A 19,233-nucleotide genomic window follows, 5' to 3' on the forward strand; every position below is an offset into this window, starting at 1 on the left:
GGGGAGGCATAAAAAAAGGACGCCTGCAGAGTTGCAGGCGTCCTTTTTGTTGGCATCGTACGGCCAGCAATGACTTCTTATAAGGCCGGAACTAGCTCTACTGATTCCGCAGTGCTTTTACCTTCTCTGCCGTCACATCTGCCGGCTGATTTCCCCAAGTCACACGCAAATAGTTAATCAGTGCCGCCATCTGCTCATCATCAAGATGATCACCAAAGGCCGGCATACTTTGCATGCTCTCATTATTCGGGAACTGCTGGGCAGGCAGGCCGTCGATGACCGACACAATCAGGTTATGGCTGTCTGCCAGGCGCAGTGTCGCCATATTTTGCATCGCCGGGGCAACATGCGGTTTCCCTGAACCGTCGCGGGCATGGCAACCTGAACAGCTATCGGCATAAAGCTGACGACCGGTTTCATTGCCCTGCCCGATCTTCATCATCACCGGTTCCACCGGCTGTTCACCCAATAAATAGGTCGCCAGTGCCTGATGATCTTCCGGGGTCAGATAACGCAGGCTCAGATCGATCACCGTATGCATTTCGCTGAAGGCGGTGCCTTGAGGTGAGATCCCACTGCTCAGGAATGTTTGCAAATCCTCAGATTTCCAGCCACGTTGGGCAAGGCCGTGCGGGGTGATATCCGGTGCCAGGAAACGGCCCAAATTGCCTCCCTGCAAAGGCCGATCGGTTTGCATCTGCCCCAGTTGTCCACGCGGACTGTGACATTCCCCACAGTGCCCAAGCACATCAGCAAGATAGCGCCCACGTTGCCACTCTGCCGAACTGCCCTGCGAGCTGGCAGGCAGCGGATCGTCAGAGCGGAACAGCAGATTCCAACCGATCAACGACATACGCTGATTGAACGGGAAGGGCATCGAGTTTTCCGGAATCGCAACATCCACCGCCGGGCGAGTCATCAGATAACTGTAAATAGCATCGGAATCCTCACGCGTCATCCCTTTGTAAGAGGTATAAGGCATCGCCGGATACAGATGGCGGCCGCCGGGCGCAACCCCTTTGGTCAGCGCCAGATAGAAGTCCTGCTTCGTCCAGCGGCCTATTCCTTCTGCCGATGGCGTCAGGTTGCTGCCATAAAGGGTGCCGAACGGCGTCTCCAGCGGATAGCCGCCAGCCAGCGGCGCGCCGTCTTTTGCGGTATGGCAGGCCGCGCAGTCAGATGCGCGCGTCAGGTATTTCCCGCGAGCAATCTGTTCACTGCTGGCACTGACTTGCTGCAGCGGACGATCGTCAGTGCGATTTTCCCGCCAGGTCAGAAAGGCAATAAGAAGAATGACGATCGCTAATACCAATACAGCGAGACGTTTTTTCACTGCGCGCTCCCCCTGACCAGTCCCGGCGTTTTCAGCGCCACATCGCGCACGGCCTGGTAGTAACGGACATAGCCAGTGCAACGGCAAATATGGTTTTCCAGCGCCTGCTCAATCGCCTTTTCCAACTGCTCCAGCTCAATGGGCTCCCGCTTCAGTTTTTCGATAAAAATAGTGGCGGCATTCACAAAGCCCGGCGTGCAGTAACCGCACTGGAAGCTGTAATGATCGAGGAAGGCCTGCTGAACCGGCGAGAGAACCACCTCATCGTTTTGCGCATTTTTGCTGGCAATGCCTTCGATGGTCCGCACGTTTTTGCCATTGAAGAAATGGGCTCCGGTAATGCAGGTGCGAACTTCTTCACTCGCGCCATTGGGGTGGTCGACTATCGCCACGCAAGCGTGACAGATCCCTTGCCCACAGCCGAGGCGTGATCCGGTCAGATCCAGATACTCATGCAGGAAGTCGATCATCATCAGTCCTTCCGGAACCTCGATCGGGCCTTGTTGCTTGCCGTTAATAGTCAGGGTGACGGGTTGGGTTTTCAGGCTCACGGTAATACCTCAAGAATATTTTCTGCACGAACTGGCAAATCACGGAAACGGTGGCCGGTCGCGTGGGCGATGGCGTTAACCAGCGCGGCAACGACGGGGATCATGACCACTTCAGCCATACCTTTAGGGGGATCGGTTTCTGACAGGGCAGGCAAGATATCGCTGCTCTGTTTCCACACTGCGACATCGCTGGCGCGTGGCAAATGGTAGCGGTTGAAATTCCATGTCCCGTTGCCCGGGCCATCTTCATACAACGGCAGATATTCGTGTAACGCATGGCCGATGCCCATCGCCAGGCCGCCCTGTAACTGGCCGGAAACCAGCTCAGGGACGATCAGGTTACCGCACTCCATAATGGAGTGGTGATCCAGCAGCTCGACCTTGCCGGTAGCCGTATCAATGGCGACCTCAGCCAGCGTGCCAACCGCGCTGTAATAGGTCACTGCCGCGTTGTTACGTTGCGTTGGGGGATAGTAAACCTGGCTGCGCGGCAGGTTTTTGAACGCCTCACCCGCAGTGCGTAAGGCCAGAGCATCGATCGGCAAACGCTCACTTTTTGCAGGCAACGGGAACTCCGCTTCGGCCCACTGCCAGCGGTTAAAGACGTGGACAACCGCGCCGGTGACCGCTTTCATCTGCCAGGCTTTTTGCGCCAACAGTGCCAGCGGCAGAATCTGCATCCCAGCGGCGGTCAAGCCACCCTCAACCCAGCGCGCATCCTCAATTCGCACCACCAACGGAGCCGCCTGGCCTCCGCCAAGACCTGACTGCCAAATCGACAGGGCTGCGGGCCAGATCCCTTGCTCAAAGACCTGACGTGCAGCTTCACGCGTGCTGTGCGAGAAATAGTAAGCCGAGTTGCTGGCACTGGAAGGAGAGCAGTAGCTCGGGGTCCAGTTCGGGTTGCTTTGCAGTTTGTCCTGATCTTCCTGCGACATCAGATAGGGATCGCCGCTGGTGACCAGGGGCAATACTGACCAGTCCGTCACCGAGAAGTGCGCTTCGTCTGCCGGTTTGCCCAGCCACTGTGCACAGATCACCGACTGCGAGGTCGACATACCGGTGCCCATCTCTGCGCCGCTGTGATACAGCGTGATGTGACCACTTTCACTCAGTTCAACCCGCGCAAAAGAGGTTTCCGCGCCAGTGCCAAAGTCTTTCTGAACGCAGCCAAATCCAACGCCGTAGCGCTTACCCGGATGGGCCTTTTCATAGGCAATTTTGTTCTCTGCGCGTTTACGCCACATCTCATGTTCTGCGGCTTTCTTCAGCACTTCATCGGCGCGGATCGCACCGGCAGGAATAGCACCCTGGGTATTTTTCATCCCCGAACGCAGCACATTCTTCAGACGGAAGGCGATCGGATCGATCTTCAGCGCTTCGGCTAATTCATCCACCATCATTTCCGTTGCTGCCATACTTTGCAGCGTGCCGTAACCTCGGGCTGAACCGGCATCAATGGCGCGGGAGGCGATGCCAACCGCTGAAATATCGCTTTTCGGGAAGTAGTAAATGGACTGCGCTGCCGTGGCACCTACCATCGAAACGGAAGGGGTGAAATTACTGCGGCCGCCGCCATCTGCAGTCATCTCGCCGTGAAATGACTGCAGCACACCGCTGTTTTTATTCACCGCGATGGTGTACTTCATATCGAACGCATGGCGTTTTAACGCACTCTGGAACTGTTCGAAACGGTCGTTCGCCAGACGGACGGGCAAACCTTCGCCATACAGCGCGGCAACCGCGCCGTAATACGGAAAGTTATAGTGATCTTTCGAGCCGTAACCTACGGTATAACAGGGATGCAGGATCAGCTGTTTTACCGCCGGATGACGCTTTGCCAACATCCGTGGCATCTCGTCCGCCACTTCCTGTGGGGATTGCGTTGGGATAACCAGATGCAGCGTTTGCGTGGCGGTATCAAACCAGCCGTTGGCGTTATCGGGCTCCATAGCGGAGGTATCGATAGATTGGGTGGTGAAGCGGCGTGACATCACCAGCCAGTCTTCCGGCGGGGAGGTGAGTTCGTCAGCCATCGAGGCCGCATAGAACATGCCTTCCTGATCCAGCTTGCCGCCTTCACGTCCTTCCGGCCAGACTGGAAGATGCTTTTTCATCCCTACCGGGAAGATCGGCATGTCCTTCAGGCTGGAGAAACGATCGTCATCAAAGGCGTCTTTGCCCCCCACACGCACAAAGCGGAAGGTGCCCCAGGGATCGCGCTGAAGTGGACCGGTTTCTGCGCCGTAGCGGATCACCTCTTCTTTGAATTTCAGCTTGTCTTTGGCGAAGCGGAACCGGGCGAAATCATGGTAAATCAGAATCGCTACAGCATGACCGAGATAGGCAGGGGTTTTGCCTTCCGGGAGCAGCATATCGTCACCGTAGAACGCCGGAAACGCCAGGCCATCCCGTGCCAGTTCTGCAGCGGTGACCAGGGTATCCGGTTGCAGATCCTCTCCCAGTAAAGAGAGGTCTATTCCGGCGAACAAACGGTCGGCGCGCGTGGTACGCAGGATAAAAGCGTGAGCCTGTTTCTGCGGCCAGTGCGGCATGTCTGTGGCGCGGATATCACGGGCGAAAACCTTCTGACCCATCACCTTTGAACGTCCGTCGATACGGTAACGCAAACGTTTGGTTTCGGGGTTCCAGTTGGGGGACTGCAGAATTTTTTCTTCAAACAACGCCGAGTAGGCACGGCTATAGACGGGCGCGAGGTAGACAGCTACCCCGGCTATCACGGCACCGCGTAAAAAGCGACGGCGTGACGGGTTAACATTGCTCATTAAAATCCCTTCAACTGCTATTGTTATTGTTTTCACATTGTTGCGCAAACGCTTGCGGACTGGCTTATAACGTAAGGGCATAGGCTTATGCGGCGGATTATGTGATGATTAACACATGCAATTCAACTAAAAAACAATTTAATAACACGCAGTGTGACTAAGGTTATGATTTGTTGCGCAAACGAGGCGTCAGAATGAAATTTGGCATAGTTATCGCTGCGGCGGGGCAGGGAAAACGGTTTGTTCAGGCCGGAGGAGCGGGCAATAAATTGAATGCTGCGCTGGGAAAAACCACGATTTTTGAGCAGACACTGTTGCAGGCTCTGGCGGCTGAACTGCCTGTGCTGGTGGTCACGCGCCCGGAAAATGGGTTGGTGCAGCAGGTTTGTACCCGGTATCAGGTGCCTTATACGCTGCTGGCAAGTGATGGGCTGGGCGAGTCGATTGCCGCCGCGGTCAACGCAACGCCTGACTGGGAAGGCTGGTTGATCCAGCTGGCCGATATGCCGTATGTCCCGCCTGCGGTTTTTCAGGCCGTGGCAAAAGAGTTGCGTAACCACGCGATTGTGCAACCCCGTTTTGAACAGTTACCTGGCCATCCCGTTGGGTTTAACGCCACCTTGCGTAAGGCGTTGTGTGCGCTAAAAGGGGACGAGGGGGCACGATCGCTGCTTCGCCACTCGCCAGTCTTTACCCTTAGCCTGTCGTCGTCCGCCATTTTGCAGGATATCGACCTGCCTTCGCAGTTGCCGTCGGAAGAGTAATCTATGCAACATCTTGATCTACAGGTTGTCAGCCAGGCTCAGCTCTGGCTTGAACATCAGCCGGTGTGGCTATGTACGGTGCTGGAGACTTATGGTTCGGCACCGCGTTCGCCTGGCGCACTTATGGTGGCTGCTGGTGAGGGAAAATTCTGTGGTTCGCTCTCTGGCGGCTGTATTGAGGACGATTTCTTAAGCCGCATTGCCGCCGGTGAATATCTGCAACCCAGTCAGCTGGTCCGTTATGGTGAAGGCGGGTTAACCCCAACGGTTTCGTTGCCCTGCGGCGGCGTTCTGGATGTGTTGGTGGAGTATCTGCCTGCCGGTGATCCAAGCCTCAGCTATCTGCGGAATATCGAGTCTGCCCTGCGCGGACATCATGCTCTGATTAAGCGACTGACCTTGCCTGAAGCTTGCCGCGATTTGCAGCCAGCAGAGTTTGTCAGTGGCACGCTGGTGGAGCGCAATCAGCAGCAGATCACCCTGCACATTGCCGCCGCTCCACGATTATTGATTGCCGGGCTGTCAAGCGTGGCGGTCTACTGCGCTGACTTTGCCTGCTCACTGGGGTTTGAGGTGTGGGTTTGCGAAAACCGTCCGGAGGCTTTAGCCAATTTTGCCGATTTACTTAAACCGGACATCAGATTACTCAGGCAGTTCCCGGCCAGATTTATTGAGAAAGAAGGCTGCCACGCCAACACGGCGATTGTGGCACTGACCCACGACCCTCGGATGGATGACCTGACTTTGATGGAAGCCATTCATACCCCGGCTTTTTACATCGGGGCGATGGGGTCACGCCGTAACAGTGATAACCGGCGCGTTCGACTGCAGAAAATTGCCGAATTTAGCGTGGAAGAGTTGGACCGAATCCATGCTCCGGTAGGATTGCCTCTCGGCAGTAAAACGCCTGCGGAGATTGCGCTGGCCGTAATGGCCGATATCGTGCAACTAAAGAACCAGCTAACCGTGCCAGCCTTGGCAAAGTCAGTTTCTCAGGATGGGCTTATTGCTGGGTGAATTCGCCACAAGGCTTAGCGTCATCAGGTTGCTCAAAGCAGCCTGATGAGATTTTCTCCGCGAGCAGTAGGGGAAAAGTGACATAAAAATTAAGGTAAGCTTAAGTTTTTCGTTTTCGTTGTATTACTCCGCATCGACAATCCCGATAATGGATTGTTTAAAAGTAAACCCCTCTTAAACCCCTCCGCCGATTTCCTGCCTAATTTCGCCCACCTTGCGTAATCTTAATTTTTAGCTAAGGAATCTCCTATATCGTTCAGGCAGTGTTGAATAAACAGAAATCTGACTCTGATAAAGTCATTTCACCGGCAGTTGAGCCCCATTTGTAAACCGGAGTCTCAAGGGTAACCGCCTGCAACCAGGACCAGCTTGTTTAAACGACGATTAAATTTCAAGGAATTAGCGTTCTTTTTTGCCAGCAACAAACGCACGTTCTGCTAAAGTTTTTTAAGGTTATTGTTAAAGGAAACTTAATAATGTCTGATTTTCTCCCTTTCTCCCGTCCAGCCATGGGCGAGGCCGAGTTGGCCGCGGTTGGCGAGGTCATGAATTCCGGGTGGATCACCACAGGTCCCAAGAATCAGCAGCTGGAACAGGCTTTTTGCCAACTGACGGGTAATCAGCACGCCATTGCCGTGAGTTCGGCAACTGCCGGGATGCATGTCACCCTGATGGCGTTGGGAATAGGGAGCGGGGATGAAGTGATTACCCCGTCGCTGACCTGGGTTTCCACGTTGAATATGATTGCGCTGCTCGGTGCTGAACCGGTGATGATTGATATCGATCGTGACACCCTGATGATCACCCCTGAGCTGATCGAAGCGGCGATTACCCCACGCACCAAAGCTATTGTGCCAGTTCATTACGCTGGTGCACCGGCGGATATCGCTGCCATCCATGCGCTGGGGAAACGCTACGGCATCCCGGTGATTGATGATGCGGCCCACGCGGCAGGCACTTATTACCAAGGCCGCCATGTAGGAAGCAGCGGCACGGCGATTTTCTCCTTCCACGCCATCAAAAATATGACCTGTGCTGAAGGTGGCCTTGTGGTGACCGACGACGAAGCGCTGGCTAACCGCATCCGCAGCCTGAAATTCCACGGTCTGGGCGTTGACGCTTTTGATCGCCAGACCCATGGTCGCGCGCCGCAGGCCGAAGTTATCGCGCCCGGCTACAAATACAACCTCGCTGATATCAACGCCGCCATTGCGCTGGTTCAGCTGGCGAAGTTGCCTAAGATGAATGCCCGCCGCGCTGAGATTGCTGAACGCTATCTGAAGGCGCTGGCCGGAACGCCTTTCCAGCCGCTGGCTCAACCCACTTATGAACATCAACACGCCTGGCATCTGTTCATTCTGCGTGTGGACCCGGCACGTTGCGGTCTGAGCCGCGACCAGCTGATGCAGGAACTGAAAGACCGCCAGATTGGCACCGGCCTGCACTTCAGGGCGGCGCATACCCAGAAATATTACCGGGAACGTTTCCCGGCGTTGTCCCTGCCGGAAACTGAATGGAATTCAGAGCGCATTTGCTCTATTCCGCTGTTCCCGACCATGACCGATGAAGACGTCAGCCGGGTCATTGCCGCGCTGCATGACATTGCTGAGAAACACCATGATCGCTGAACAACCGATTAACAAAGTGTCCATCGTGATCCCTGTTTTTAACGAACAGGACAGTTTGCCGGAGCTGATCCGCCGCACTTCTGAAGCCTGTGCTCAGCTGTCGATGGACTGGGAAATTCTGCTGGTGGACGATGGCAGTACCGACAGTTCACCTGAAATGCTGACGGCCGCGGCAGAAGCGCCGGGAAGCCACGTTGTCGCCGTTTTGCTGAACCGCAATTACGGGCAGCACTCGGCGATTATGGCCGGGTTTAACCATGTCAGCGGGGATTTGATTATCACCCTGGATGCCGATCTGCAGAATCCGCCAGAAGAGATCCCGCGTCTGGTGGCGAAAGCTGAAGAAGGCTATGACGTGGTGGGCACCGTGCGACAAAATCGCCAGGACAGCTGGTTCCGCAAACGCGCTTCCCGGCTTATCAACAACCTTATTCAACGGACAACGGGTAAGGCGATGGGCGATTACGGCTGCATGCTGCGCGCTTACCGCCGTCACATTATTGACGCCATGCTCAACTGCCATGAGCGCAGTACGTTTATTCCCATCCTGGCTAATACCTTCGCCCGTCGGGCGATTGAAATCCCGGTGCTGCACGCGGAGCGTGAATTCGGTGATTCCAAATACAGCCTGATGAAACTGATCAATCTGATGTATGACCTCGTCACCTGCCTGACCACTACGCCGCTGCGTATGCTCAGCGTCTTTGGCAGCCTGATTGCGCTGGCCGGGTTTGCATTATCACTGTTACTGATTGTTTTACGTCTCTTTTTTGGTCCGGAATGGTCCGGAGACGGGGTATTTATGCTGTTCGCCGTACTGTTTATTTTCATCGGTGCGCAGTTTGTCGGTATGGGGCTCTTAGGTGAATACATCGGGCGTATCTACAACGATGTTCGTGCCCGTCCACGCTATTTTATCCAGCGCGTAGTTAACTCTTCCGCGCCTGTCCGTTCTGAGGAAGACCAATAATGAAAGCTGTCGTATTTGCCTATCACGATATGGGTTGCATTGGGATCACTGCGCTGCTGAACGCGGGTTATGAGATTGAGGCGATTTTTACTCACGCTGATACCGCTAACGAGAATCACTTTTTTGCTTCCGTAGCCCGTACCGCAGCAGAGCAGGGGATCCCGGTTTATGCGCCGGAGGATGTGAACCATCCGCTGTGGGTTGATCGCATTAAAACCCTGGCACCTGAGGTCATTTTCTCTTTCTATTACCGCAACTTGCTGAGTGATGAGCTGTTAAGTCTCGCCCCTAAAGGCGCGTTCAACCTGCACGGTTCCCTGCTGCCTAAATACCGTGGCCGTGCGCCACTGAACTGGGCACTGGTTAACGGCGAAACGGAAACCGGCGTGACCCTGCACAGAATGGTTGCCCGCGCAGACGCCGGTGCCATTGTCGCACAGGAGATCGTCACTATCTCTCCGGATGACAATGCGCTGACACTGCACCGCAAACTGAATGCTACGGCGGAACATCTGCTGTCAGATTGCCTGCCACTGATCAAAAATGGCCAGATGACCGAACGTGCTCAGGACGCTTCTGAGGCCACCGTTGTTGGGCGTCGTACGCCGGAAGATGGCCGTATCGACTGGTCTAAACCGGCTGAGGTGGTGAATAATCTGGTACGTGCGGTCACCGATCCGTGGCCTGGTGCGTTTGGCTATGTTGGCGCTGCAAAATTCATTATCTGGAAAGGCAAAGTCCGTCACGATCTGCCTGCTGCCAAAGCCGGAACCGTGCTGTCAGTGAATCCGCTGGTGGTGGCTTGTGGTGAAGGTGCGCTGGAAGTCATGACCGGGCAGAGCGACAACGGCGTTTACATGCAGGGCTCACAGCTGGCGCAAACGCTGGGTCTGGTCAATCAGGCGCTGTTGACCAATAAACCTGCCTCTCCCCTCAAACGCCGCACGCGCGTGTTAATCCTCGGGGTTAACGGATTTATCGGTAACCATCTGACCGAGCGTCTGTTGCAGGACGACAATTTTGATATTTTCGGTCTGGATATTGGCTCAGATGCGATCAGCCGCTTTGTCGGCCACCCGCGCTTCCAGTTCGTGGAAGGGGATATCAGCATCCATTCCGAATGGATTGAATACCACATCAAAAAATGTGACGTGATCCTGCCGCTGGTCGCTATCGCCACGCCGATTGAGTATACGCGTAACCCGTTGCGGGTCTTCGAGCTCGATTTTGAAGAGAACCTGAAGATTATCCGCGACTGCGTGAAGTACAAAAAACGCATTATTTTCCCGTCCACCTCCGAAGTGTACGGCATGTGTGATGATCCTACTTTCGATGAAGATACCTCGAATCTGGTGGTCGGGCCGATCAACAAACAGCGTTGGATCTACTCGGTCTCCAAACAGCTGCTTGACCGCGTTCTCTGGGCTTATGGTGATAAAGAAGGGCTGCGTTTCACCCTGTTCCGTCCGTTTAACTGGATGGGGCCACGCCTGGATAACCTGAATGCGGCACGTATTGGCAGCTCAAGGGCCATCACCCAACTGATCCTGAATCTGGTTGAGGGGTCGCCAATCAAACTGATGGATGGCGGCAAACAAAAACGCTGCTTTACCGACATCAGCGATGGGGTTGAAGCGCTGTTCCGCATTATTGAAAACAAAGACAATAATTGCGACGGCCAGATCATCAACATTGGTAATCCGGAAAACGAAGCGAGCATCAAAGAGCTGGCGGAACAACTGCTTGCCAGCTTTGAACGTCATCCGCTGCGCGATCGATTCCCGCCGTTCGCCGGTTTCCGTGACGTGGAAAGCAGCAGCTACTACGGCAAAGGTTATCAGGATGTGGAACACCGTAAACCGGCCATCCGTAACGCTCGCCGCCTGCTGGGCTGGACGCCAGAAGTGACCATGGACAAAACCATTGATGCCACGCTGGACTTCTTCCTGAGAACGGTTGAACTGGACGCGCCGGAAGAGAAAAAATGAGAAAAGTCGGCCTTCGTATAGATGTTGATACCTGGCGGGGCACCCGAGATGGCGTGCCAAAACTGCTGGAAATCCTCAGTATGCATCGCACTCAGGCCACTTTTTTCTTCAGCGTTGGACCAGACAATATGGGGCGCCACTTATGGCGCCTGCTTAAACCTAAATTTCTCTGGAAGATGCTGAGATCCAACGCCGCCTCGCTGTATGGCTGGGATATCTTGCTGGCGGGTACGGCCTGGCCGGGCCGGCAGATTGGCAGTGGCCTGGCGGAGATCGTTAGCGCCGCCAGCGATCACCATGAAGTGGGACTGCATGCCTGGGATCATTTTGCCTGGCAAACCTGGGCAGGTGTCTGGCCTGCGGAACAGTTAACGCATCAAATCCGCCTGGGAAAAGATGCGCTGACGGTCATCACCGGACAGCCTGTGACCTGCTCCGCGGTGGCGGGTTGGCGCGCCGATCAGCGTGTGGTTGATGTCAAAGAACCGTTCCATTTTCACTACAACAGCGACTGCCGGGGAACCTCTCCGTTTCGTCCTTTGTTGGATGATGGCACGCCAGGGACGGTACAGATCCCGGTAACGCTGCCAACCTGGGATGAGGTGGTCGGCTCCTCGGTCAGCAAGGAAGATTTTAATGCGTTTATTATCGACCGGATAAAACAGGATCAGGGCACGCCCGTTTACACCATCCATGCGGAGGTGGAGGGAATAGTGATGAGCAATCTGTTCAGTGAGCTACTGACGCTGGCCGAACAGGAGGGCATTCAATTTTGCCCACTCAGTGAGCTGTTGCCAGAGGATCTTAACAGCCTGCCGACAGGAAAAATTGTTCGGGGTAGCCTCCCCGGGCGTGAGGGATGGCTGGGATGCCAGCAATCAACAGAGTCAATTTTATGACAATCACGAGAAAGGGTTTTCTCCTTCTGGCGTTATTTGCCTTGTATTACCTGATCCCGCTGGAGTTTCGTGCGTTATGGCAGCCTGATGAAACCCGCTATGCGGAGATCAGCCGGGAAATGGTAGCGAGCGGCAACTGGGTAGTGCCGCACTTCTTTGATCTGCGCTATTTCGAAAAGCCGATAGCCGGTTACTGGATCAATAATCTCAGTCAGTTGATTTTCGGCCATAACAACTTTGCCGTGCGTTTTGGCTCCGTCTTTTCAATTACGCTGACAGCCCTGATGGTTTACTGGCTGGCGTTCAGGCTGTGGCGCGATCGTGCCACGGCAATGATGTCCGGCGTTATTTTCCTGACCTGTTTATTGGTGTATGGCATTGGCACTTACGCGGTGCTGGACCCGATGATCACCTTGTGGTTGGTGGCCGCGATGTGCAGTTACTGGCTGACAACGGAAGTCACCACCAACGGCAAAAAGGTTCTGAGCTGGCTGCTGCTCGGATTGGCCTGCGGCATGGGCTTTATGACCAAAGGCTTTCTGGCGCTTGCGGTGCCAGTGATTGCCATTCTACCCTGGGCTATCCATCAGCGACGGTTCAAAGAGCTGCTGTGCTTTGGCCCGCTGGCTATCGTCGGTGCGGCCTTAATCAGCGCGCCCTGGGCGATTGCCATCGCCAAAAGTGAGCCGGATTTCTGGCACTACTTCTTCTGGGTGGAGCATATCCAGCGCTTTGCCGAAGCCAATGCGCAGCATAAAGCGCCGTTCTGGTATTACCTGCCGGTGCTGGTGCTTGGCTGCGTGCCTTGGCTGGGGCTGTTGCCTGCGGCAGTGCGTTCAGGCTGGCAGGATCGGCAAAGCAGCCGCGGCAGTCTGTATCTGCTTAGCTGGGTGGTCATGCCGCTGCTGTTCTTCAGCATCGCCAAAGGCAAGCTGCCAACCTATATCCTGCCGTGCTTTGCACCGCTGGCAATATTGATGGCTCGTCAGGCGCTGATAAAAATGTCCGGCGAAGGCACAACCTTAAAAATTAATGGCTGGATTAACCTGGTCTTTGGTCTGGTCGTCAGCGTTGCTGTGCTCGGTTTCCTGGCGCCATGGGGACTGGCTAAACACCCGGTTTACAGCCATCAAGAAGTGACCAAAGTGCTGCTTGCGGCTTCTGCCTTCCTGTTTTGGGCTTTCTGTGGCTGGATAACCCTGAAAGCACCAGCGTCACGCTGGAGCCTGGCCGCGCTTTGCCCACTGGTGCTGGCGTTAGTGGCGGGCCAGGTGATCCCTCTGCATGTCATGGATGCCAAACAGCCCCAGCAGTTTATTCATGGGATTAAAAACGACATTTCAGGCAGCCATTACCTGTTGGCGAATAATCCCGGGATTGCTTCAGGGCTGGCGTGGGAAATGCGACGCAGCGACATCATTTTGTACGATCAACCCGGCGAAGTGCAGTACGGTCTTAGCTACCCAGACGCGAGTGATAAGTTTATTAGCGGAGCCAACTTCCCGGCCTGGCTGGCAGCGCATCGTCAAAAGGGTGACGTGACGCTGGTGATGTTACTGGCCCGCAATGACGACCCGGATAAAGATCTGCCAAAAGCCGATTTCTGTTACCGGCAGGGCAGGTTGGTGATGTTCCGCTACAGCCAGACGCCATGAGCCTGCTGCTGATCCTGCTTGCCAGCCTGCTAAGCTGTGCCGGGCAACTGTGCCAGAAACAGGCTGCGCACTATGGCTTGCGGAAGGGCAAAAGCCACCTGCTGTTTTGGCTGGGTCTGAGCGTGTTGATGCTTGGCCTGGCAATGCTGATTTGGCTGGTGGTGCTGCAAAGCGTGCCGGTTGGCGTGGCCTACCCGATGCTTAGTCTGAACTTTATCTTTGTGGTGCTGGCTGCCCGCTGGTTGTGGAAGGAACCCGTTCCTTTCCGCCACTGGATCGGCATTGTGCTGATCGTGGTTGGCGTGGCGGTGATGGGAGCCTATACCTGATGGGAATTTTATGGGCTTTGTGCAGCGTCCTGCTGGTCAGCGGGGCGCAGTTGTTGTTGCGCTGGTCGATGATGTCGCTGCCTTCTGTCGGCGATCCGTTGGCTTTTTTACACGCTTTGATCACCACGCCTTTGCCCGCCTCAGCCCTGTTCGCAGGGTTAGCGGCCTATGCCCTTTCAATGCTGTGCTGGTTCCTTGCGCTACAACGCATCGCGCTGAGTAAAGCCTACCCGCTGTTAAGTCTGAGTTACGTGCTGGTCTGGGCCGCAGCCCTGCTCTTACCCGCCTTCAACGAAGTGTTTCAGTGGGGAAAACTGGCCGGTGTGGCGCTGATTTTTAGCGGCTTACTGTTGATCTGCTGGCCTGATAGTAAAGCAGCGTGATGATTTAATGGCAGGGTAATTCTTCCCCGACAGACTGTCCTCTCAGTCCGGTTGAAGAGCATGGCAGAGGGTAGCTGAATTTTTGCCCCGGCATCGGCCTACTTAGTTAAAAAGGCGACAAATTGTCGCCTTATCGCGTTAATATCCTGGGGTTAAAATTCAAATCAGGTTGACTCATTATGTCGCGAACTTCTCTCCTGCTGGACGTGCAGGATGTTAGCTATGTGCAGGATGGCACCACGTTGTTGGCCCCCGTCTCGCTACAGCTGAATCAAGGTGAATTTATCCTGCTGACCGGGCCCTCCGGCGGCGGCAAAAGCACGCTGTTAAAAATCATCGCTTCACTGCTTGATCCCTCACAAGGCGATATTCAGTTTAAAGGCCGCAGCATTAATGAACTCAAGCCGGAAAGCTATCGTCAGCAGGTTTCTTATTGTTTCCAGACGCCTGCGTTGTTCGGCGAAACGGTGTATGACAATCTGGCGCTGCCGTGGCAAATCCGCCAGAAAAAGGTCGACACTGAGAAGCTGAAAGACTGGCTGAAAAAGGTCAACCTGCCGGTTGAGATGCTGACTAAAAATATCGATCGGCTCTCCGGCGGTGAAAAACAACGGGTAGCGTTACTGCGTAATCTGCAATTCCTGCCTGATGTGCTGTTGCTGGATGAAATCACCAGCGCGCTGGATGAGGAAAACAAGCAGGCGATTAATCAGCTTATAGATGGGCTGGTCAGAGAGAAAGGCGTGGCGGTGATCTGGATCAGCCATGACACCAGCGAAATTAACCAGGCGCAAAGAGTGGTCACGCTCCAGCCACCGGTCGGGAAGGGCACGGATGAATCAGCATAATATTACCAACGAGTCGCTGGGCCTGGCGCTGATCCTGGTGGTGATTGCGCTGCTGGTCAGTAAGAAAGAGAAGCTTGGGCTGGAGAAGGACATTGTCTGGAGCATCGCTCGCGCTATCGTTCAGCTGATCGTTGTCGGCTATGTCCTTAAATATATCTTCGACCTGAACAACAGCTGGCTGACGGTGTTGATGGTGCTGTTTATCTGCGTGAATGCAGCGCTGAACGCCCGCAAACGTAGTCGCAATATTGGCAATGCCTTTGTGCTCTCCTTTATCGCTATCACCTCCAGCACCACGCTGACGCTGGTGATTCTGGTGCTGAGCGGTTCCATCGAGTTTATGCCGATGCAGGTTATCCCTATTTCTGGAATGATTGCCGGCAATGCGATGGTGGCGGTGGGGCTCTGTTACAGCAATCTGAACCAGCGCTTTGCCGACAACCGGCAAAAAATTCAGGAGATGTTGAGCCTGGGCGCTTCGGTGAAAACCGCTTCCGGTAAGCTGATCCGCGACAGTATCCGTGCGGCGATGATCCCCACAGTAGATGCGGCGAAAACGGTTGGGCTGGTGAGTTTGCCTGGCATGATGTCAGGGCTGATTTTTGCCGGTATCGATCCGGTTAAAGCGATCAAATACCAAATCATGGTGACGTTTATGCTGCTGGGTACCGCCAGCATCTCTACGATCGTTGCGGGCTATCTGGCCTACCGCCGCTTCTTTACGGCTCGATCGCAATTACGCTAAAGGCTGAACCAGGCGTCAAAGTGAAAGCGCAGGCTGAGAAAGCCTGCGCTGAAGGACTCATCAGAAGTTGATATTCGCGCTGAGACCGCCAACAAAGGCGTCTTTCACTTCGCTGACCGCACCTGGAGAAGCCACGTACTGCAGGTTTGGACGCAGTTTCAGCCAGTTAGTGACCTGAGCGTTGTAGTAAATTTCGTAGTTATATTCCGATCCACTCTGGATCGGCAGATAGGTAGGATTGTTGTAATCGTTAACCCCGTTTTCCTCGTTGGTTTTACGCAGCATATTGCCGTAATCATTGTTAACGTGAATACGCGCAGCACCTACACCGATCTCATCTTTCGGACGCGCATCAAACGGTCCTTTCCAGACGAAAGAGACAGACTGATAGTTGTCGGTCTTCGAGGTTTTCTGATCGTTCATCACCGCCTGAACCGTTACCCCTAAACCGCGTTGATTATCGCCATCCATCGCTGTCAGCTGTTGCTGCAACAGCAGGTAACCGCCGTAAGAGTGGTTATCTTCGCCGTATTGCCCGTTGTCGTAAGAGCTGTAGTTATCACCTCGTACTGAGGAGTAATACATCCCTACACGGTAATTACCCGGTAATTTGTCTGCACCCAATGCCGGTTTCCAGCCTAATTCCACAGGCACCATATTCCCAAGCGTTGGGCTGGTATCGAGACGGAAGCCATTGCCGGTATCGTAGTTTGACGGGGTTTGATTATAGAAACCTACCTGGAAGAACAGTTCTGGCGTGAAGTTAACCTTCACTCGTCCCCCCCACTGAGAAACTGGCCAGTTATACCAGCGGTCACCGCGCCAGTTGCCAGGCTGGCCGCTACCAAACGCCAGGTTCTGGAAGTTACTGTCGAATGAGTCGAAGTCTTCACCTACCGTTACTCGTCCCGCTTTCACTTCTACGGCATTATCAAAGAAGCCTTTATTCAACCAAAACTGAGTCAGACGCCAGGTTTGCCCACGCCCCCAAACTTCCTGCACGGAGGAAAGGCCACCCGAACGCGGGTCATTAATCTCCTGGGTCAAATCCTGACCATTACGATTGGTAATCGTGGCCTGGAACTGGGTATCTTTCCAATTCAGCAGCTTATCCAGATCCAGCGTGGTGCCGAAGGCCCACTGATCGGCGTAGCGCGCGGTGGTGGACTGGTTATAGCCACCCGAGAAATTACTGGCGGATTCCATGGTATAGTTCACCTGGAAATCCACCCCGTCATTTTTTAGCTGGGTGCGCGAACCGTCCCAGTCTCCAAATGCGTAGGGAGAATCCATACTGAGCGGCGCAAAATCTGCCAGAGCAGATCCTGAAGCCAGCATCAGTCCCAAACCACAGAACGCCACCGATCTTTTTAACGTGGTTTTTGGTAATTTGCTTTTCATTTGGAGCACCTTCGTTCTTATAGGGATACCGAAAGAATGAAAGCATTAATCAGCGGCAAAGATGTACTAATTAGTGCTGAAATAATTAGCTTGGTAGTAATTGGTTTTGGAAGTTATAGGCCGATCACAATTTTGGATGAGAGTTAACAGTAGCGGCAGGAAAAGCGGGGGGCTGAGGGTGAAATGACAGACATAAAAAAAGGCCGAAAATGTCGGCCCTTTGACTGAACAGCGCCGTTTAACGGCGCTGATGACTGACTAGCGGCGACCGAAAATCTTCGCGGCCAGGAAGCCCACGCCAGCGGCAATCGCCAGCGAAACAAACGGGGAATCCTGCGTCTTGGATTTCACACAGTCCAGCGCGTCATCAACGGCATAAGAGGCTTTTGCAGCGCCCTGGCGCACACGGCCTTTGAACTCATGCTCTGGAGAATCGACAGCTTTACCAAATTGCTCCTGACCTTTACCCAACGCTTCGTCAGCTTTGTCTGATGCTTTATCAAATAAACTCATACTGTCTCCTTCTTGATGGCATGATTTCTTCATGAACGTTTAAAAGCTTAGACCATCCTGCGCCTTATGCCGCCTCGGTTATGTGACTATTTATGACTGTTGTAAAGAAAAAGGGCCGACATGTTGTCGGCCCTTCGCAGATCGCTGGCAATCAGAGTATCAATGTGACTTCATGCCAGCGGCGGTCATCATCACGCGAAACAGCATCGCAACTACACCGAGTGCCATTACGCTGCCTGCATAAATGGCCACCATCCACAGAACGCGTTTCCACGCCCGGGGTTTTGCCACTTGCTGAGTGTGTTGAGCTTCAACCATCATACTGTCTCCAAAATATCCTTTAGCTTGCTAAGTGCAGGGGCGTTAGCCGCCCTCCTGCACATGGCTCTCCAGGGGTTATCCGATTGCCGTTAAATCAATGGTAGCCTTCGTCTGCTTTGATTTTCCCACGGAACACGTAGTAGCTCCAGAAGGTGTAAACCAGGATCACCGGGATGATCAGCAACCCACCGACCAGCATAAAGCCAAGGCTTTGCGGCGGTGAAGCGGCCTGCCAGATGGTGATGGAAGGCGGAATAATGTTCGGCCAGATGCTGATGCCCAGACCGGTAAAGCCAAGGAAGACCAGCGCCAGCGTCAGCAGGAACGGCGAATAATGAGCATGGCGCTTCAGGGAACGCATCAGCCCCCACGAAGCCAGCAGGACCAGCACGGGCACCGGCAGGAACCAGAACAGGTTCGGCAGGGTAAACCAGCGATGCATGATGTTGGCATGCTCCAGCGGCGTCCAGATACTGACCACAGCGATGATAGCCAGCAGAGCCAGTAGCAGCGGCTTAGCCAGAGCAGTCATCTTGCGATGAAGTTCGTGCTCGGTTTTCATGATCAGCCAGGTGCTGCCTAACAGCGCATACGCCACAACCAGACCCACACCACAGAACAATGAGAACGGCGTCAGCCAGCCCAGTTCAGGACCGCTGTAAGCACGGTTAGTCACGCTGAAACCGTTGATGATTGCGCCCAGTGCCACACCCTGACTGAAGGTGGCAAGGTAAGAGCCGACAATAAACGACTTGTCCCAGAACGGACGGTGTTCTTCAGTGGCTTTAAAGCGGAATTCAAACGCTACGCCACGGAAGATCAGACCAATCAGCATGGCTGTCAGCGGAACTGACAGCGCATCAATGATCACCGCGTAAGCCAGCGGGAAGGCACCGTAAAGTGCTGCCCCGCCCAGTACCAACCAGGTTTCGTTACCATCCCAAACCGGCGCGACGGTGTTAACCATCATATCGCGCTCGGTGGCGTCCTTATTGAACGGGAACAGAATGCCGATACCCAGATCGAAACCGTCCATGATGATGTACATCAGCGTAGAGAAAACGATGATGGTGAACCAGATTACAGGAAGATCGATACCCAC

18 protein-coding genes are annotated in these 19,233 nt (G+C 54.3%); 11 read left to right on the top strand and 7 right to left on the bottom strand.

Going from position 1 to position 19,233, the window contains the following annotated elements; translation table 11 throughout:
• Positions 1 to 97: 97 nt before the first annotated feature.
• From WCC56_RS11770 to WCC56_RS11780, 3 genes are read right to left on the bottom strand one after another with little or no spacing between them, the layout of a single operon-like run.
• Complete coding sequence (locus WCC56_RS11770; RefSeq protein WP_424692551.1) at positions 98 to 1,333, bottom strand: c-type cytochrome; 1,236 nt, start codon at positions 1,331 to 1,333, stop codon at positions 98 to 100.
• Positions 1,330 to 1,884 carry a (2Fe-2S)-binding protein gene (locus tag WCC56_RS11775; protein ID WP_424692552.1) on the bottom strand — a complete coding sequence of 185 codons (555 nt, stop codon included), beginning with the start codon at positions 1,882 to 1,884 and terminating at the stop codon, positions 1,330 to 1,332. Before WCC56_RS11775 ends, WCC56_RS11770 begins: the two co-directional genes overlap by 4 nt.
• A complete protein-coding gene (locus WCC56_RS11780) occupies positions 1,881 to 4,670 on the bottom strand; it encodes a xanthine dehydrogenase family protein molybdopterin-binding subunit (protein ID WP_424692553.1) in 2,790 nt (929 codons plus the stop codon). The genes WCC56_RS11775 and WCC56_RS11780 overlap by 4 nt, the downstream gene beginning before the upstream one ends.
• Positions 4,671 to 4,864: 194 nt before the next feature.
• Between WCC56_RS11780 and WCC56_RS11785 the strand changes: the two genes are divergently transcribed.
• The 11 genes from WCC56_RS11785 (at position 4,865) to fetB (ending at position 15,896) form a co-directional block, all read left to right on the top strand.
• The gene (locus tag WCC56_RS11785) at positions 4,865 to 5,434 is read left to right on the top strand and encodes a nucleotidyltransferase family protein (RefSeq protein WP_424692554.1); all 570 of its coding nucleotides are present in this window, start codon (positions 4,865 to 4,867) and stop codon (positions 5,432 to 5,434) included.
• A gap of 3 nt (positions 5,435 to 5,437) precedes the next feature.
• Entirely contained in the window at positions 5,438 to 6,451 is a 1,014-nt protein-coding gene (locus WCC56_RS11790) for an XdhC family protein (protein WP_424692555.1), read from the top strand.
• Between the two features lie 476 nt (positions 6,452 to 6,927).
• Positions 6,928 to 8,079, top strand: a complete 1,152-nt coding sequence (arnB, locus tag WCC56_RS11795) for a UDP-4-amino-4-deoxy-L-arabinose aminotransferase (RefSeq protein WP_424692556.1) — start codon at positions 6,928 to 6,930, stop codon at positions 8,077 to 8,079.
• Positions 8,069 to 9,049, top strand: a complete 981-nt coding sequence (gene arnC / locus WCC56_RS11800) for an undecaprenyl-phosphate 4-deoxy-4-formamido-L-arabinose transferase (protein WP_424692557.1) — start codon at positions 8,069 to 8,071, stop codon at positions 9,047 to 9,049. Before arnB ends, arnC begins: the two co-directional genes overlap by 11 nt.
• Complete coding sequence (gene arnA / locus WCC56_RS11805; RefSeq protein ID WP_424692558.1) at positions 9,049 to 11,037, top strand: bifunctional UDP-4-amino-4-deoxy-L-arabinose formyltransferase/UDP-glucuronic acid oxidase ArnA; 1,989 nt, start codon at positions 9,049 to 9,051, stop codon at positions 11,035 to 11,037. The genes arnC and arnA overlap by 1 nt, the downstream gene beginning before the upstream one ends.
• Entirely contained in the window at positions 11,034 to 11,936 is a 903-nt protein-coding gene (gene arnD / locus WCC56_RS11810; RefSeq protein ID WP_424692559.1) for a 4-deoxy-4-formamido-L-arabinose-phosphoundecaprenol deformylase, read from the top strand. Before arnA ends, arnD begins: the two co-directional genes overlap by 4 nt.
• Positions 11,933 to 13,591 carry a lipid IV(A) 4-amino-4-deoxy-L-arabinosyltransferase gene (arnT, locus tag WCC56_RS11815; protein WP_424692560.1) on the top strand — a complete coding sequence of 553 codons (1,659 nt, stop codon included), beginning with the start codon at positions 11,933 to 11,935 and terminating at the stop codon, positions 13,589 to 13,591. The genes arnD and arnT overlap by 4 nt, the downstream gene beginning before the upstream one ends.
• Positions 13,588 to 13,920, top strand: coding sequence for a 4-amino-4-deoxy-L-arabinose-phosphoundecaprenol flippase subunit ArnE (gene arnE / locus WCC56_RS11820; RefSeq protein WP_424692561.1), 333 nt, complete (start codon positions 13,588 to 13,590; stop codon positions 13,918 to 13,920). The genes arnT and arnE overlap by 4 nt, the downstream gene beginning before the upstream one ends.
• Complete coding sequence (gene arnF / locus WCC56_RS11825; RefSeq protein ID WP_424692562.1) at positions 13,920 to 14,303, top strand: 4-amino-4-deoxy-L-arabinose-phosphoundecaprenol flippase subunit ArnF; 384 nt, start codon at positions 13,920 to 13,922, stop codon at positions 14,301 to 14,303. The genes arnE and arnF overlap by 1 nt, the downstream gene beginning before the upstream one ends.
• 179 nt (positions 14,304 to 14,482) lie before the next feature.
• Positions 14,483 to 15,151: an iron efflux ABC transporter ATP-binding subunit FetA gene (gene fetA / locus WCC56_RS11830; protein WP_424692563.1), complete on the top strand. Its 669-nt coding sequence runs from the start codon at positions 14,483 to 14,485 to the stop codon at positions 15,149 to 15,151.
• The gene (gene fetB, locus WCC56_RS11835; RefSeq protein ID WP_424692564.1) at positions 15,138 to 15,896 is read left to right on the top strand and encodes an iron efflux ABC transporter permease subunit FetB; all 759 of its coding nucleotides are present in this window, start codon (positions 15,138 to 15,140) and stop codon (positions 15,894 to 15,896) included. The genes fetA and fetB overlap by 14 nt, the downstream gene beginning before the upstream one ends.
• Before the next feature lie 60 nt (positions 15,897 to 15,956).
• On the opposite strand, the gene WCC56_RS11840 is transcribed toward fetB, so the two are convergent.
• The 4 genes from WCC56_RS11840 to cydB all read right to left on the bottom strand — a co-directional run bounded on the left by WCC56_RS11840 (position 15,957) and on the right by cydB (position 19,233).
• On the bottom strand, positions 15,957 to 17,297 hold the full coding sequence (locus WCC56_RS11840) for a carbohydrate porin (RefSeq protein WP_424692565.1): 1,341 nt from the start codon (positions 17,295 to 17,297) through the stop codon (positions 15,957 to 15,959).
• 258 nt (positions 17,298 to 17,555) lie between these two features.
• Entirely contained in the window at positions 17,556 to 17,810 is a 255-nt protein-coding gene (locus WCC56_RS11845; RefSeq protein ID WP_424692566.1) for a CsbD family protein, read from the bottom strand.
• A 159-nt stretch (positions 17,811 to 17,969) separates the two neighbouring features.
• Positions 17,970 to 18,128 carry a DUF2474 domain-containing protein gene (locus WCC56_RS11850; protein ID WP_424692607.1) on the bottom strand — a complete coding sequence of 53 codons (159 nt, stop codon included), beginning with the start codon at positions 18,126 to 18,128 and terminating at the stop codon, positions 17,970 to 17,972.
• A 97-nt stretch (positions 18,129 to 18,225) separates the two neighbouring features.
• On the bottom strand, positions 18,226 to 19,233 hold the full coding sequence (cydB, locus tag WCC56_RS11855) for a cytochrome d ubiquinol oxidase subunit II (RefSeq protein WP_424692567.1): 1,008 nt from the start codon (positions 19,231 to 19,233) through the stop codon (positions 18,226 to 18,228).

The organism is Erwinia sp., from assembly GCF_049696395.1.
Lineage (GTDB): Bacteria > Pseudomonadota > Gammaproteobacteria > Enterobacterales > Enterobacteriaceae > Erwinia.

Coding starts and splice junctions, on each gene's coding strand:
- WCC56_RS11780 (WP_424692553.1), bottom strand. CDS start 4,670: ATGAGCAATGTTAACCCGTCACGCCGTCGCTTTTTACGCGGTGCCGTG.
- WCC56_RS11785 (WP_424692554.1), top strand. CDS start 4,865: ATGAAATTTGGCATAGTTATCGCTGCGGCGGGGCAGGGAAAACGGTTT.
- WCC56_RS11790 (WP_424692555.1), top strand. CDS start 5,438: ATGCAACATCTTGATCTACAGGTTGTCAGCCAGGCTCAGCTCTGGCTT.
- arnB (WP_424692556.1), top strand. CDS start 6,928: ATGTCTGATTTTCTCCCTTTCTCCCGTCCAGCCATGGGCGAGGCCGAG.
- arnC (WP_424692557.1), top strand. CDS start 8,069: ATGATCGCTGAACAACCGATTAACAAAGTGTCCATCGTGATCCCTGTT.
- arnA (WP_424692558.1), top strand. CDS start 9,049: ATGAAAGCTGTCGTATTTGCCTATCACGATATGGGTTGCATTGGGATC.
- arnD (WP_424692559.1), top strand. CDS start 11,034: ATGAGAAAAGTCGGCCTTCGTATAGATGTTGATACCTGGCGGGGCACC.
- arnT (WP_424692560.1), top strand. CDS start 11,933: ATGACAATCACGAGAAAGGGTTTTCTCCTTCTGGCGTTATTTGCCTTG.
- arnE (WP_424692561.1), top strand. CDS start 13,588: ATGAGCCTGCTGCTGATCCTGCTTGCCAGCCTGCTAAGCTGTGCCGGG.
- arnF (WP_424692562.1), top strand. CDS start 13,920: ATGGGAATTTTATGGGCTTTGTGCAGCGTCCTGCTGGTCAGCGGGGCG.
- fetA (WP_424692563.1), top strand. CDS start 14,483: ATGTCGCGAACTTCTCTCCTGCTGGACGTGCAGGATGTTAGCTATGTG.
- fetB (WP_424692564.1), top strand. CDS start 15,138: ATGAATCAGCATAATATTACCAACGAGTCGCTGGGCCTGGCGCTGATC.
- WCC56_RS11840 (WP_424692565.1), bottom strand. CDS start 17,297: ATGAAAAGCAAATTACCAAAAACCACGTTAAAAAGATCGGTGGCGTTC.
- WCC56_RS11845 (WP_424692566.1), bottom strand. CDS start 17,810: ATGAGTTTATTTGATAAAGCATCAGACAAAGCTGACGAAGCGTTGGGT.
- WCC56_RS11850 (WP_424692607.1), bottom strand. CDS start 18,128: ATGGTTGAAGCTCAACACACTCAGCAAGTGGCAAAACCCCGGGCGTGG.